The organism is Streptomyces sp. NPDC059201 (assembly GCF_042754585.1).
GTDB lineage: Bacteria > Actinomycetota > Actinomycetes > Streptomycetales > Streptomycetaceae > Streptomyces.
Window position 1 is genome coordinate 306608 of sequence record NZ_JBHZBB010000010.1, and the last position, 13374, is coordinate 319981.

The following is a 13374-nucleotide window of genomic DNA, read 5'->3' on the forward strand; positions in this document are numbered from 1 at the left end:
ACCACCGGAGCGGCCGAAGAGCGGAACGCCGGCATCACGCGGAAGAGCACCGGCGCGGCGGCGGTGGTAACGGGATTGGGCACCTGCCTGCCCACCCGAGCCGTCGACAACCACGAACTGTCTCGCCGACTCGACACCTCGCACGAGTGGATCCACAGCCGCACCGGGATCACCCGACGCCGCGTGGCGGACGCCGGAACGTCCACCGCCGACCTCGCCGTCGCGGCCGGTGCGGCGGCACTGAACTCCGGCGGCCGCGAAGCCTGTGACCTGGTGGTGCTGGCGACGACCACACCGGACCGGAGGTGCCCGGCCACCGCCCCCGAGGTCGCATCGGCACTGGGACTGCCGGGAATCCCGGCCTTCGACCTCTCAGCGGTCTGCTCCGGATTCGTCTACGGTCTCACCACGGCCGCTGCAATGATCACATCGGGTACCTACGACAGCGCCCTGGTCATCGGAGCCGAGCGATACTCGTCCATCATCGACCCCGAGGACCGTGCCACGGCGGTCATCTTCGGCGACGGAGCAGGCGCGGTACTGCTGGAACGCGGCGAGGCCGGTACGCCTGGAGCCGTACTCCACACCGAACTGGGCAGCGACGGCACCGGCAGGGAACTGATCACGATCCCGCCCGGCAGCCCGCACCTCACCATGGCCGGACGCGAGGTCTACGCAAGCGCGGTGGCGACGATGGCCGAGTCGGCACGACGCGTCAGCGAGGCCGTGGGGTGGCAGCCCACCGACGTGGACGCGTTCGTCGGACACCAGGCCAACCAACGGATCCTGGACGCCGTGGCCAGGAGGCTGGCCCTTCCGACGGACCGAATGATCACGAACATCGAGGACATCGGGAACACCGCCGCCGCGTCCATCCCCCTGGCGCTAGCGTCCGCCGTGGAGGAAGGGCACCTCAAATGCGGAGACCGCGTCATCCTGACCGCCTTCGGCGGTGGCGTGACATGGGGGTCCGCGGCCCTGATCTGGTCCGACATCAAACCAGTACACCGCTGACACGACGGCCGGTGCCCACGGCCTCCTGCGCTCTGGGCACCAAGCCCTTCCCACCCACTCGTTGCCGCAGTTGCAGACCACGAGGGTGCGAACGGCTCGGGTGCTCGGGTGGTGCGCGCTCCCGGACCCGCCTCTTTCGTGCCCCGTCGGCCGCCACGATCCGCTGCGCGAGAACCCCAAAGTCCCTTTCAGAAAGCGACAGTTCACCAAAGCGGTCGGTGAACGGTGCGCCATTTGCCGCCGCCCGATCGGCCACGCCCGACGGGAGCTGAGCAAGTCGCGCAAACCCTGCCACGCGTCCTGTCACCAACGGCCGACTGCTGCAGGCCAGCGCTCGGCGCGAGATGTGTTCCCCACCACCCGACCGTGATCGACCATCCAAGGCTCGACGTCTCACCGCCGACCGTGCACGAGCTCGTTAAACGCTCTTGAAGGATCGCATTGCCGGCAGATGCCACCCGGTGATCGTCCCGCAAGCTTGGAGACGGCCCTTGGCACGTAGGCAAGGGAAAACCGCTGGTCACAGGCCCTCCGACGGGCTTGGTGGTCGCGTGTGGTCGCAGGATGAGGGTGTCGGACCTTTCCCGCCTGGTGGAGGCGATCGCCATGCGTACCAGCACCGGCCGAGGCCGCATCTACCGTCGCTGTGGTTGCCGGGACACCCACCGGCGTCAGATGGGTACCCGCTGCCCTCATCTGCTCGCCGACAGCACTCACGGGACCTGGGGCTTCGCCGTCGATGTCCCCGCCTTGGGCCACCGTCGGACGACGGTGCGCCGGGGCGGCTTCACCAGCCAGGACTCGGCCGAAGAGGCACTGTGCCGGTTCCTCGAGGGTGAAGCCGGCGGGTTCGACGCAGACCCGAACCAGACCGTCGCCGCATATCTGGACGCGTGGCTGGCGGGGAAGGCTCTGGTGCTGAAGCCGACGACGATGGCCCGGTACCGCGACTACGTGCGCAACGATCTCGTCCCCGCCTTCGACACCCTCAAGCTCGACCAGCTCGCCCACCGCCACATCACGGCCTTCGTCACCGGCCAGCTCGCCGCCGGCCGCGGCCGCACCACCCTCTACCGGTGCCTGGCCACCTTCTCCAGCGCCCTCGGCGACGCCGTCCGCCGGCACCGCCTCCCCCACAACCCCGCCTCTCCCCCGGTCCTGCGCCGGCCGCCGTCGCCGGAACGGCGGATCTGGACCGCAGAGGAGGGGGCGCGCTTCCTCACTGGCATGCGCAAGGGAGAGGCCCTCGGACTGCACTGGGACGACGTCCACCTCAACGAGGGCGTGCTCTACATCCGCTGCACGCTCTCCGCCATCGACAACAACCGCCTGGTCATCACCACCCCCAAAACCCGGTCGAGCAGAGGCTGGATCGCCATCTCACCCCGGGTCGCCACCGCGCTGCGGCATCGGGCTCGATCCGCTCCAACTCTTCGCGGCGACCCGCGCGATCCGCTCCAACTCTTCGCGGCGACCCGCGCGATCCGCTCGCGGGGCTGGTCTTCTGCCGGCCCGACGGCAGTCCGCTCGGGCCACATCTGGTGCTCGACCGGCTTCATAGGTTGTCCGAAGAAGCGGGCGTCCCCCGGGTCACGGTCCACGACCTGCGCCATCTCGCCGCCACCATCACCATCTGCCGGCGTCCCGCTCACCGTGGTCTCCAAGACACTGCGGCACTCCACCCTGTCGACCACCGCGAACCCCTACAGTCACCTCACCCAACAGGCCGCGCACCAGGCCGTCGACACCATCGACCACGTCCTCAGCGGCGCCCAGCCAACGGCCAGTCGTACGGACCGGCCCGCGTGGCTACGACCACCGCGCGACCACCTCAACCGCCTCCACGAAGCCCTCGGACGGTTCCGCTCCCCCGCACCACCCGCCACCAGCACCCTGACGAATCAGCCCCAGCCCGGGCGTGCGACCACACTGCGACCACCACGCCGCCGGACGCACGAAAAGCCGCCCTCCCACGAATGAGAGAACGGCCTCCGACCAGCGTTTCCGCATGGTCGGGACGACAGGATTTGAACCTGCGACCCCTTGACCCCCAGCGGGCGGGGGTCTGTCGTGCACCGTCGTGCACGCCGTGTGGTCCCCAACTGGTCCCCAAGCGCGGTGCGCGCCACCCTCGGTCGCGGTAGGTCCGCGTCCGCGCCCGGCGCGATCGTTTCCTTCTTGGGGGGTACACGCCGAACATCCTCGCCGGTGTCGCGCAGGCGATCACGATCCAGCGGCGGCGCGAGATGTGCGGCTCGGGGTCTCCGTTTCAGCCCTGGCCTGCTACCCGACCGCTCGCCATCCCCAGGGACGAGGCCCTCTCCTCCCTCGCACGCACTCGACCCGGCGTTGGGCCTCGCCTCTCGCAGAGGGGTCCCGTTCTGCGATCTGCAACGCGAAGGTGACAAGTCGGAGCTCTCGGATGCCGCGGAGCGTCGGGTACCCGGGCCAGCCCATCACGTCGTACCCGTACCGATCGCAGAAGGCCCGGTACTTCTCAGTGGAAAGGCTCCCGAAAGTGTCGACCTCGATGGCGGTCGAGGTGAGATCCCACTCAGGCGGCCCGAGGGACGTTCGTTCGTAGTCGAGGAGAACAGCTCGACGGGACGGTTCATTGACCACCGCGCAGTTTCCCGTCCAGGCGTCGCCGTGGACCACGCAGTCCCCCCGTCCGCCGGGCAGGTCCTGCCATTGGCCTTCGAGCTCGCCGAGGCGACTCAAGAGCCAGGCGCGATCTTCTTCCGCCACGACACGGGAGGCAATGAGCCGATCCTCGATCCGAACGAACGGATTGAGACGGCCGATCGCGAAGGTCGGAACCGGGAGGCTATGGAGCTGGGCCAGGAGGCCGGCGAGGTCTGCCTCCGTGCCGGCCTCGTGCGGAGGGAGTAGAGCCCAGAACGTCGCGGCTCGACCACCTACCCTCACCGGCTGGTCCATCGCGAGTGGTTCGACCGTCGGCACACCGGCCGACGCCAGCCAACGTGCCACTGCGACTTCACGAGCGGCGGCCGCACCTTGACCAGTCCTGGCGATCCTGACGACCACATTGGATGTCAGCCGCCATAGCGCGTTCTCGCCCACCCGGATGAGCGTGGCGCCGTCGGCGGACAAGCTTCGCGCCGCCGCAGCCTCCGCGAGGAGTGCCCGCGACACCTGGATCTCGGTCGTGGTCATGCCAGCACGGTACCGATCCTGGCTCGTAGCTCGGCGAGCTCCGGCCTCCGACTGAAGGGAGCGGCGGCCCTCGCGAGGGAGGCGACGTCAGCCGCGGCGCGCCGGGAGCGCAGTCGTCCGACGTCGTCCAGGGCTCTGGTGGCCACTGCCACAGCGCGATCCGGCTCGCCGGTCGACATCAGCAGCGTCGCGAGCTTGGTCCCGGAAAGAGCACGGGACCGAGCGAATTCGGTGGAGTGTCCGTCCACTGCGGCTTCCAGGCGGTGGCGCGCGAGCTCCACCGATCCCTGGTTCCCTCGGAGCATCGCGATGTCGAAGGCCGCATGGCCTGTGTCGCCCAAGTGCTGGGCGTGGTCGTAGAAGACCATCCACGGAGCTTCCTCGCCGACATCCTTCGCCCGAGTGACGATGTCGTCGGACAGGCTGATCGCGGAGCGGGCCTCGCCGGGACGCTCCATCTTGGCGAAAGCACGCGCTCTCGCGTTGTGAAGCATCGATTGCTCTCGCGGAGTGAGTCGATCGGCCCGCACCAAGCCCTCCTCCGCAAGGGTGAGCCCTTCCTCTGGTCGTCCGCGCCAGATCTCCTGTCTCGCACGCCAGTTGAGAGCGTTGGCCCGCAGGCTCCAATTGTCGGCCTCCTCGGCACACTGGCGCCCCAGGTCCAGAAGCACGGTGGCCTCGTTGTGCTGGAGTCGGTCGAAGGCCGCAGCCCCGAGCACGATCGCCAGCCGGCCGACGTCCGTGAACAGGTCCTGCTTGAGAGAGGCGGGGCAGCTCAGCTCCAGTAGGGCGCGGGCTCTGGCCATCTCCCCCTCGGCGGCACTCTGGACGAGTCCGTCCCCGCCGAACCGGGCGTCCCATTGGGACAGGGTGATGGAGGCGGCCCGGACTTGTCGGATGTCCTCCGCGCGTACGACCCTCGGGCGCGCAAGATCAGAAGTCAGGGCCGTGGCTGCAACGCCGAGGCCGCCAAGCAAGGTCATCAGCTTCCGGCGGTCCACTGCAGACATCCTCTTCAGGTAGGAGACCGGGATCTCCCCCACCCTGCCCGAGGGCCGGTCTTCCATGCCGCCCTCGGAGAGAAGAGGCACACCGTTGTCCGCATCGGAGCCCCTCTGCTGCTCCTCGCGTTCCACATACCGCCACAGCCGCGTTAAGGCTCCGCCAGCGTCGAGCGCAACGTCGAACCTGGCCGCCAGGGGCGCCGTGCACGTTCGCTGGTTCTTCTCGAATCCGCTCGATCATCGTGCCGCTGAGCTGCACCAGCTCGCCCAGCGCCTTGGAGGAGAGCTGCCGCACCCGGCGCCAGTTCCGAAGCTCCTTGCCCCACCAGGCTCGCACCGAGTGGTTCTCGTCCAGCGACGCCGGCTTCTGCGCCATGGCTCCCCCTTCGGCTCTTCCATGCGGACAAGCGGCTTGTCCGCATCGATAGAATTCTTGAATACCCCACTCCACGCTCCGAGTTGGCCCAATCCGTCAGACTCCACCCGTCCATGTATCGAAGATCCCGGGCGTCGACGCGACGAAGCCCGGCACCTCCCAGGGAAGCGCCGGGCCTGGAAGGAACGGCCGGCGTCAGATCACGCCTTGGTCCACCGCGGCGGTGAAGGCCGCCCACGCGTCGTGGCCCACGCGGATCGTTCCGCTACCGGGCTGCTTGGAGTCACGTACGCGGAGCCCTTCCGGCGCGAACGCGCACGCCACGCACTCGTTGTTGGGCGAGCCGCTGTACGAGCTGGTGAAGTACTCGAGCTGATCTTCCACTTGTCCTCTACTTACTCGCGAGCTGCAGGAAGGAATCACGCGCATTGGCGATCAGGGCCGCCGATGCGGATGGGTCCAGCGCCTCCTGGCGCAGGTAGGCGTAGCCGCCTGCGTACTCCTCAAGCGCCCCGGCGTCCTCCAGGAAGACGCCGCCGGTCTGATGCTCCAGAAAGACGACGTCGAGAGCCGGGTCGGGCCCACCGAATCCACCGTAGATCACGTGACTGCCGAGCCCCGCGCTGTAGGCGCCTCCTTCCAGGGGGAGGACCTGGATGGTGATGGCATCGCTTGCGCCGCGCTCCAGCAGCTGCGCCATCTGAGCGGCCATGACCTCGGGTCCGCCCACGTTGCGCCGAAGCACGGCCTCGTCGAGGAACACGTCGTACCGCGGCGGCAGCTCTCGATCGAGAATCTCCTGCCGCCGCATCCGGAGGCCCAGGCGATCCCCCAGGTCGGCCTCTGGCAAGGACCACCCGGGGGTTGCCTTGATGCTCTTGGCGTAGTCCATCGTCTGCAGCAGACCCGGTATCACGCCGCCGGCAAGCTGGCGGATGTGGGACGCCTCATTCTCCAGGGCCAGCAGAAGCCGCATGTGCTCGGGGAGGTCGCCTCCGAAGTCCATCCACCACCCGTCGGTGTACTGGCTGTTCTTGGCTAGGTCGACCAGCGCAAGACGCTCTTCGTCCGTTGCTTCGTAGACCCGGCACAACTGGTCCACGAGGAGCCATCGAACCTTGGTCTTCGCTCGCTCGTACCTGCTCATGGTGGCCTTCGAGATCCCCACCCTGGACCCGGCCTCCTCCAAGGAGAGGCCGGACCGCTTCCGAAGGGCCGCAAGGCGGATGCCGAGCAGACGAAGGCGGGTGGTCGGGCCTTCCCAACCGAGGGCACCAGCCGAAGCGGCCGGCCCTGTCGGCCCTGTCAGCATGGCGTACTCCCTTGATGCGAGTGCCGCCATCCTTCCCGCTCGCGCGGGGCGGCCACAACGCAAGTTACACGGCACGGCTTCGGCAGCAGCATATACGTGATCCGCTCATGCGGACACTCTCACCGTGAGAGTTTCACGGCTGCCCGTTCGGCGACATACTCCAGTCGCCGCGCCAAGCAAGAGAGCGGACTTCGGTCCCAAGCGCTACGCAGCCGCTCTAGCGCTGTGGCGGCAGACCACCCCATGCACATCCCGCAGTAGTCCGCCGTCGCGTACGCCTGAGGAGTCTCCATGGCAAACGAGCGCAACATGATCACCTCCCCGCGAAGCCCGAACCTCGCACGTGAGCTGATTGCTCGGGCGAAGCAGTCCGACGAACACTGGGCCCGTCTCGCCCGGCTGCCGCCGGGCGACGAGCAGGTTGGCGCGGACCGCCACATCGACCACACCAACGCAGAAGTCCTGGCCCGTGCTATCGCGGACCACGGGTGGCCGGACGTGCCGCTCGTGGGAGAGGGCGGCGCGAAGGCCGCATGGAAGCTCGCCCTTCGGGCCGACACCCGCGCCGACCTCCAGCGGCTCGCCTACCGGGTGATGTACGCAGCGGTGAAGCGCGGCACCGCGTCGAAGCGGCACTGGGCCCACCTGTACGACCGGTGCCTCCTGGGGGCTGGCCGGCCCCAGTTCTACGGCACGCAGTACCGCCTCGGTTCCTCCGGACCGGAACTGGAGCCCGTATCCGAACCGGACACCGATCTCGACGCGCGCCGGGCCGCCCTCGGACTCCCGCTGGCCTCGATGGCCCTGCATCAGCTGCGAGACCGTCTCGCGGTGGCGCCCCACTTCGACGACAGGGAGTACGTCGATTCGCCAGGCCCCCCGCTCCGGGACGTGGCGTAACAGCTGCTTCCACGAAGTGGACTGAATCCTGCCCCAGTTACCTGGGGGGCGGGGCTGATCCGGGGCCCCTCTACCGGCGATCCGCCTGGAGCGGGTGGGGGGCGACGCCCCGGCCCCCACGTGGTCGGTCCCGCCCCGAATGCGGGGCCGGGCCCGCTCTCCCGTAGCCCCAGCACCGCCATCGGCGAAGGAGGCCGGAGTGCCCTGCTTGAACCCGACCGGTCTGGTCGTGCTGGTGCTCTTCGGGCTCGTGGCCGTCGCCGGCCCGTACGCCTCCCGCCGCTTCCATCCCGCTACCCGACCCACGGTGCCCACCATGACCGACACCCCTGATCTCTCATCACCCCAGTCCCAGCCCGCTCAGCTCCAATCCGCACTGAACGAGCTGAAGGACGTTCTGGCTGACGCTCCCGGCCTCCACACCGTGTCCGTCGACCCCCCGTCTCGACTGATGGTGCTCTCCTGTCTCGGACCGATTCTGGGGCTGCCCGATTCGGACTCGGACGACGTCACCACGATCGGCATCGCCCGTCAGGCCCTGGCCGAAGCCGGAATCACCGCCGAAATCGAACCCTGCTCCGCCAACCTCGCCTACCCCGGGGTGCGCACGACGCTCGCCGACGTCAGTGACGCTGATCGGCTGGCCCGACTGGTCCTCGACCGTATGCCGCGGCTGACCCTCGTCACACGAAGACTGGCGCAAGCACTGGCCGCGCACCGGTGCGTCTACGCCGACAAGGTGGAGGCACGAGCGGGTAGGGTGTGGGACCTGCTGCTCACGCTGGACGACGTTCGTACCGTACTCGTCGCGCTCGGTGAGCACGCGGAGGAGCCGGCCGCCTACGGGGTCGAGTTGTACAGGCTTGCCGACCGTGTTGCCCAGGTCCTGCACGACCGGCTCGGCGGCAAGCGGGTCCAAGTCAGTGCGTTCCCTTCCCGCGGTCAGCTGTGCAGCACGTGCCACGAGGAGGTCCTGGCGGTCGAGCCGCTGTCGCCCGAGCAGGCCGAAGCCCTGACGACCGCGCTCGTCCGGACGCAGCCGGAGTCCTCGTGAACCGACTGCCCCAGCGGGAGCTGGTCCCCGCCGTCGCCCTGTGGAGCGACGAGAGCATCGACGTACCTCCCGTGTGCCTGGGTCCCGGCGGCATCCACCACCCGGACCTCGAGGACCGGGAGATGGGGGTGCTCTGGCCGCGGATCTCCGGCTCCGCGACCGGTGCCCCGCGGTACGCGGACGTGAACCCATTCCAGCAGCGCAAGGCGATGGCCGAGCTGCGGTGCCAGATCGGCATGGGTCCGGCCACGCGGTCGCCACTGGGCGTGCTGTGGCTTCTGCCCGTGCCCGAGGGCACGGACGACGACCCGGAACGCGACTGGGGGGCAGGTGAGAACGTGATCGAACCGCCCACCTGCCTCTTCCACGCTCGCGATGCCACGGTCAGATGCCCTGAACTGCGCCAGGGCCACGAGGCAGTGTGGGCCGGCGTCACCGAGCTGGTCGGGGTCGCCGGGGTCTTCTACCCGCCCGACCGGCCGCAGCCGGTCAATCGGACGCTCGCCCTCGGCGATCCGAACCTCGCCTTCATGGTCGCCACAGCGCTGGTCCGCTACCTCGGCGCCATCACTCCCGTGGACCTGAGCGATCCCCGGCTCTTCGCCGACGCGGTGCCGTGCAACGCCCCTTCCGGCGACGCACCCGCGGTCCGCTGTCCCGCGCAGCCATCCCATTCCCCGTTCTCCTCCTCTCTCCTGGACGTGAAGTGATCGCCTCTCTCCTGGATCGCCGCCGGACGCCGGCGGACCCCGCCGCCGCGCAGACCGCAGGCATGCTGACGCAGGACATCAGCAGGCTGCGGTCGGTGAAGGGGCGGCGCACCAACCCGTCGGCCAAGGCCGTCGAGGACGCCTACCACCTCGTGTACGCCTCGGCGGGACCGTTGCTCGGCCTGGCCCGGACCCGCCGCGCCACGAGCGACTCGCCGACCGACCGTGCCCGGTGGGATGCATGGATCGTGGCCCTCACCCCGCCCACCTACGGCATCTGGGGCACCTGGCCGCAAGCGTGCCTCCTCGCCGACCTGGCCCGGGAGATGCTGCGGGCCCTGCGCGAGACCCTCGTGCCCTGCCTCTCCGTCGGCTCGGTCGCCCAGGAGATCCAGCGGCGCATCGAGAGTGGGACCTTGGCCCCGTCCGCCCGTATCCGTCGGCGCACGCTGGCGAAGTCGCTGCGGGTACCGGCCTCGTATGTCGGCCTGGCGCTCGTGGACCTCGCCACGACCGGGCGGGGGAAGGTCCACTCCGGTGGGCACTTCGCTGTCGCGTCCATCGGCCACCGGATGAGTCGGCCCGGCCGGCGGGAGCGCATCGCCATAGGCGCGACCGAGGCGCGTGTGGCATGACCGCCCGTGTGCCCACCCACTCCGAGGCGCTGCTGCCCCATCTGGAACGGCATGTCCTGGAGCTGATCGCCGAGGGCCACGAGGACCCGGAAGTAGCCGCGCGACTCGGGCTGAAGAGCGCCGCGCTCGTGAAGTACCGGCTCGGCCGGATCGCGCGCCGCTTCCAGTTCGACGCCATCGTCCGGCCACAGCTCGTCGACTACGCGTACACCCACGGCGTCCTACCCACACCCGCCGTACTCCAGCCGCTCCTGCTGGAGGCGAATGCGTACGGCCTGGTCCGTACGCTCGCCGCCGGCGGGCCGGTCAACGCGTACGCACGACGCCAGGGTCTGAAGCCCCACCACGCCCAGTACCTGCTGAAGACGACCCGGGACAGGCTGGATGCCCCGACGCGGGCCTCGATGATCCGGCGGTCCTGGCAGCGGCAGGTCCTCGGCCCGACGCCGTTCGCCGCGGACCTGGCCGGCCTGTACGACGAAGGCCCGCAGCCGGCGGTAGTGGGGCGCTGGGTGATCGTGCCTCTCCTGAGCGGCTACCGCCTCGTGAGCCCGGTCAGTGGCCTCCATCGCGCCCGGCACCTCCACGTCCCCGGCCAGGAGGCGGCCGACGCCGCCGCGCGGTTCCTCTCCGGCCGTGCGGGCTTCGCCCCACTGTGGATCACCCAGCCCTCGCGCCCGGGCGACCCGTTCCGCGTCAACTGGGGTCGATCGCTCTCGGCGGTCAACCCGGCGCCCGACATCAGGCCGGTCCGGCAGCCTCGACACGCCGGCCTCCGCCTCCCCCAGCGCGCCTGACCGAAGCGCGCCTGCTCCTCCTCTCCCCGTTCATCTCCAGCAAGGACTCCACCATGTGCGAGCACTCGACACCCTGCCCGTCCGCGGACTCCCCCGACCGGGAGGCTGCCGAGCCGACCGCGAGCCACCCCGAGCAGGGCTGGACTCTGCTGTGCAACGGCGTGCTTCTCTTCGAGGACACCGGCGAGCTGTTGCCCGACGGACGGATCATCGCCCCGCACCGCCCCATGACCGTGGCGGTGGCCGCATGAGCGCCCTCCCCGCCATCCCCCACCAGCACACGGCCGACCGCGTGCTCGCCGCCACCCCGCGGATCGAGGACCACGGGTACGTGGGCGACCAGAAGGGCAGCGCCCTGGTCCGCCGGGACGGCTCCATCCCGTGGCTGTGCATGCCGCGGTTCGACTCCGCCGCCGTGTTCGCCAGCCTCCTCGGCACCGAGCAGCACGGCTTCTGGCAGATCGCGCCCACTATGCTCATGGACGGCAGCGCCGTCCCCGCCTCCAGCCGCCAGTACGCGGGCAACTCGCTCGTCTTGCAGACTACTTGGAGCTACGGCACCACCAGCGCGGTCGTCTCGGACTTCATGGTGCCCGGCGGTGGCGCACCGCGCCTGGTGCGGATCGTGACAGGGCTCTCGGGCACGATGACCATGCGGTCGCTGCTCCGAACCCGCCCCGACTACGGAGCAACTGTGCCTCGGATCGTCGAGTTCGGCCGGCGCCACGCGATCGACCTCCCCGAGCACGATGGTGGCCGACTGTGGCTCGATGCCGGCGCCCCCGCGCACGTCGACCGCGCCGACCTCGTCTCGGAATTCACCGTCACCGCAGGCGAGACGGTCGCCTTCGGCCTCTCCTGGCGGGAGGGGGTGGACAGCCCGCCGCCCATCCCCATCGACGATGCCTTGATGAAGTTCACCCTGGACTTCTGGGAGGCGTGGGCGGCCCGCTGCACCTACTCCGGTCCGGACCGCGAGGCGGTCGTCCGCTCCCTGCTCACCCTGGGCGCGCTCATCTACGCCCCGACGGGCGCGATCGTGGCCGCACCGACCACTTCCCTGCCCGAAGCGATCGGCGGCGTCCGGAACTACGACTACCGCTACTCCTGGTTGAGGGACGGCGCTCTCAGCGCGGGCGTCCTGCGCAAGTACGGCTACCTGCGCGAGGCTCTCGCCTGGGCGAGCTGGGCGGTACAGGCCAGCCACAGCGAGACCGGTCGGCGGCAGATCATGTTCGGGGTCGGCGGCGAGACGGAGCTGCCGGAGATGGAGCTGGGCTGGCTGCCGGGATACGAGGGGTCAGCGCCGGTCCGCATCGGCAACGCCGCCGCGGACCAGCTCCAGGTCGACATCTACGGCGAGCTCGCGATGGAGTTCTACGAGCTTGCCCAGGCGGAGAGCAGCTGGGCCCGGCGGCTCGGTTCGGTTCTCGTCGCGCTCGCCGGGGAGCTGGAGCAGGTCTGGGATCGACCCGATTCGGGCATCTGGGAGATGCGCGGGCCGGAGCGTCACTTCACCCACTCCAAGATCATGGCCTGGGCCACCATCGACCGGGCCGTCCGCACTATCGAGGCCGGCCACGCCGACGGGCCGCTGGAACGGTGGCGGGCGCTGCGCGAGGCGATCCACATCGAGGTGTGCGAGAACGGCTTCAACACCGACCTCAACTCCTTCAGTCAGTCCTACGGGTCAGGAGAGCTGGACGCCTCCCTCCTGCACGGCCTGCTCTCCGGCTTCCTGCCCGCCGACGACAAGCGGGTCATCGGCACCATCGAGGCGGTCCAGCGTGAGCTCGGCACCGACGACGGGTTCGTCCTCCGCTACCGCACCGTCGGCGAGGAAGTCGGGGCCGACGGATTCCCCGGCGACGAGGGACGGTTCCTCATCTGCACCGGGTGGTTGGCCGAGGCCCTCGCGCTGATCGGGCGGCCCGCCGATGCCCGCACCGCCCTCGACAGCCTCCTCGCCGTCCGCAACGGCCTCGGCCTGCTCGCCGAGGAGTACGACCCGCACGGCGCCCGGCAGCTCGGCAACTTCCCACAGGCGTTCAGCCACGTCGGTCACCTGGGCGCGACCGCCGAACTCGCGGGCCTCGATGCCTCCAGCACACCCCGTCCGGCGGGAGCGGAGTCATGACCGCCTGGCCCCGTACGCACTCGCTCCTGGGCGGCTGGGACATGCCTCCCTGAGTGTCGGGCAGCAGCAAGACCCTTCGCGCTCGCTGCGGCGAGGACTTCACCGCGGTCCGTGTCCCGGACGACTGGCCCTACGGCGCCCGCGTCATACCGAAGGGTAGGCCCTAGGCATCCCGCCACTGGCGACGACCGGCGGCCGGGACGTGCACTGGGTCATGCCCCCGGCCAGGTCGTCATCTCGCCCGCCGACCTACACCGG

13 protein-coding genes are annotated in these 13374 nt (G+C 69.8%); 9 read left to right on the top strand and 4 right to left on the bottom strand.

Annotated features, from left to right (window positions below; translation table 11 throughout):
- Window positions 1-33: 33 nt before the first annotated feature.
- Together ACFXMG_RS29430 and ACFXMG_RS29435 are read left to right on the top strand one after the other, a co-directional pair.
- Complete coding sequence (locus ACFXMG_RS29430; protein ID WP_383816747.1) at window positions 34-1014, top strand: beta-ketoacyl-ACP synthase III; 981 nt, start codon at window positions 34-36, stop codon at window positions 1012-1014.
- 675 nt (window positions 1015-1689) lie between these two features.
- A complete protein-coding gene (locus ACFXMG_RS29435) occupies window positions 1690-2994 on the top strand; it encodes a tyrosine-type recombinase/integrase (RefSeq protein WP_383816516.1) in 1305 nt (434 codons plus the stop codon).
- Window positions 2995-3297: 303 nt separating this feature from the next.
- Here the strand turns inward: ACFXMG_RS29435 and ACFXMG_RS29440 are convergent, their stop codons facing one another.
- The 4 genes from ACFXMG_RS29440 to ACFXMG_RS29455 all read right to left on the bottom strand — a co-directional run bounded on the left by ACFXMG_RS29440 (window position 3298) and on the right by ACFXMG_RS29455 (window position 6913).
- Window positions 3298-4191, bottom strand: a complete 894-nt coding sequence (locus tag ACFXMG_RS29440) for a phosphotransferase family protein (RefSeq protein WP_383816514.1) — start codon at window positions 4189-4191, stop codon at window positions 3298-3300.
- Entirely contained in the window at window positions 4188-5327 is a 1140-nt protein-coding gene (locus ACFXMG_RS29445) for an XRE family transcriptional regulator (RefSeq protein WP_383816512.1), read from the bottom strand. Before ACFXMG_RS29445 ends, ACFXMG_RS29440 begins: the two co-directional genes overlap by 4 nt.
- Window positions 5328-5766: 439 nt before the next feature.
- Window positions 5767-5955, bottom strand: coding sequence for a DUF397 domain-containing protein (locus ACFXMG_RS29450; RefSeq protein WP_383816509.1), 189 nt, complete (start codon window positions 5953-5955; stop codon window positions 5767-5769).
- Between the two features lie 7 nt (window positions 5956-5962).
- Window positions 5963-6913, bottom strand: a complete 951-nt coding sequence (locus ACFXMG_RS29455) for a helix-turn-helix domain-containing protein (RefSeq protein ID WP_384902633.1) — start codon at window positions 6911-6913, stop codon at window positions 5963-5965.
- A 261-nt stretch (window positions 6914-7174) separates the two neighbouring features.
- On the opposite strand from ACFXMG_RS29455, the gene ACFXMG_RS29460 reads away from it, so the two are divergent.
- The 7 genes from ACFXMG_RS29460 (at window position 7175) to ACFXMG_RS29490 (ending at window position 13116) form a co-directional block, all read left to right on the top strand.
- The gene (locus tag ACFXMG_RS29460) at window positions 7175-7783 is read left to right on the top strand and encodes a DUF6624 domain-containing protein (protein ID WP_383816504.1); all 609 of its coding nucleotides are present in this window, start codon (window positions 7175-7177) and stop codon (window positions 7781-7783) included.
- A 199-nt stretch (window positions 7784-7982) separates the two neighbouring features.
- Window positions 7983-8837, top strand: a complete 855-nt coding sequence (locus ACFXMG_RS29465; RefSeq protein ID WP_383816501.1) for a hypothetical protein — start codon at window positions 7983-7985, stop codon at window positions 8835-8837.
- On the top strand, window positions 8834-9547 hold the full coding sequence (locus ACFXMG_RS29470; RefSeq protein ID WP_383816499.1) for a hypothetical protein: 714 nt from the start codon (window positions 8834-8836) through the stop codon (window positions 9545-9547). The genes ACFXMG_RS29465 and ACFXMG_RS29470 overlap by 4 nt, the downstream gene beginning before the upstream one ends.
- 62 nt (window positions 9548-9609) lie before the next feature.
- Entirely contained in the window at window positions 9610-10182 is a 573-nt protein-coding gene (locus ACFXMG_RS29475) for a hypothetical protein (RefSeq protein ID WP_383816497.1), read from the top strand.
- Window positions 10179-10979 (top strand): hypothetical protein, encoded by an 801-nt coding sequence (locus ACFXMG_RS29480; protein ID WP_383816495.1) that lies wholly within the window; start codon window positions 10179-10181, stop codon window positions 10977-10979. Before ACFXMG_RS29475 ends, ACFXMG_RS29480 begins: the two co-directional genes overlap by 4 nt.
- Before the next feature lie 53 nt (window positions 10980-11032).
- Window positions 11033-11230 carry a DUF5999 family protein gene (locus tag ACFXMG_RS29485; protein WP_383816492.1) on the top strand — a complete coding sequence of 66 codons (198 nt, stop codon included), beginning with the start codon at window positions 11033-11035 and terminating at the stop codon, window positions 11228-11230.
- Window positions 11227-13116 carry a glycoside hydrolase family 15 protein gene (locus tag ACFXMG_RS29490; RefSeq protein WP_383816491.1) on the top strand — a complete coding sequence of 630 codons (1890 nt, stop codon included), beginning with the start codon at window positions 11227-11229 and terminating at the stop codon, window positions 13114-13116. The genes ACFXMG_RS29485 and ACFXMG_RS29490 overlap by 4 nt, the downstream gene beginning before the upstream one ends.
- Window positions 13117-13374 lie beyond the last annotated feature (258 nt).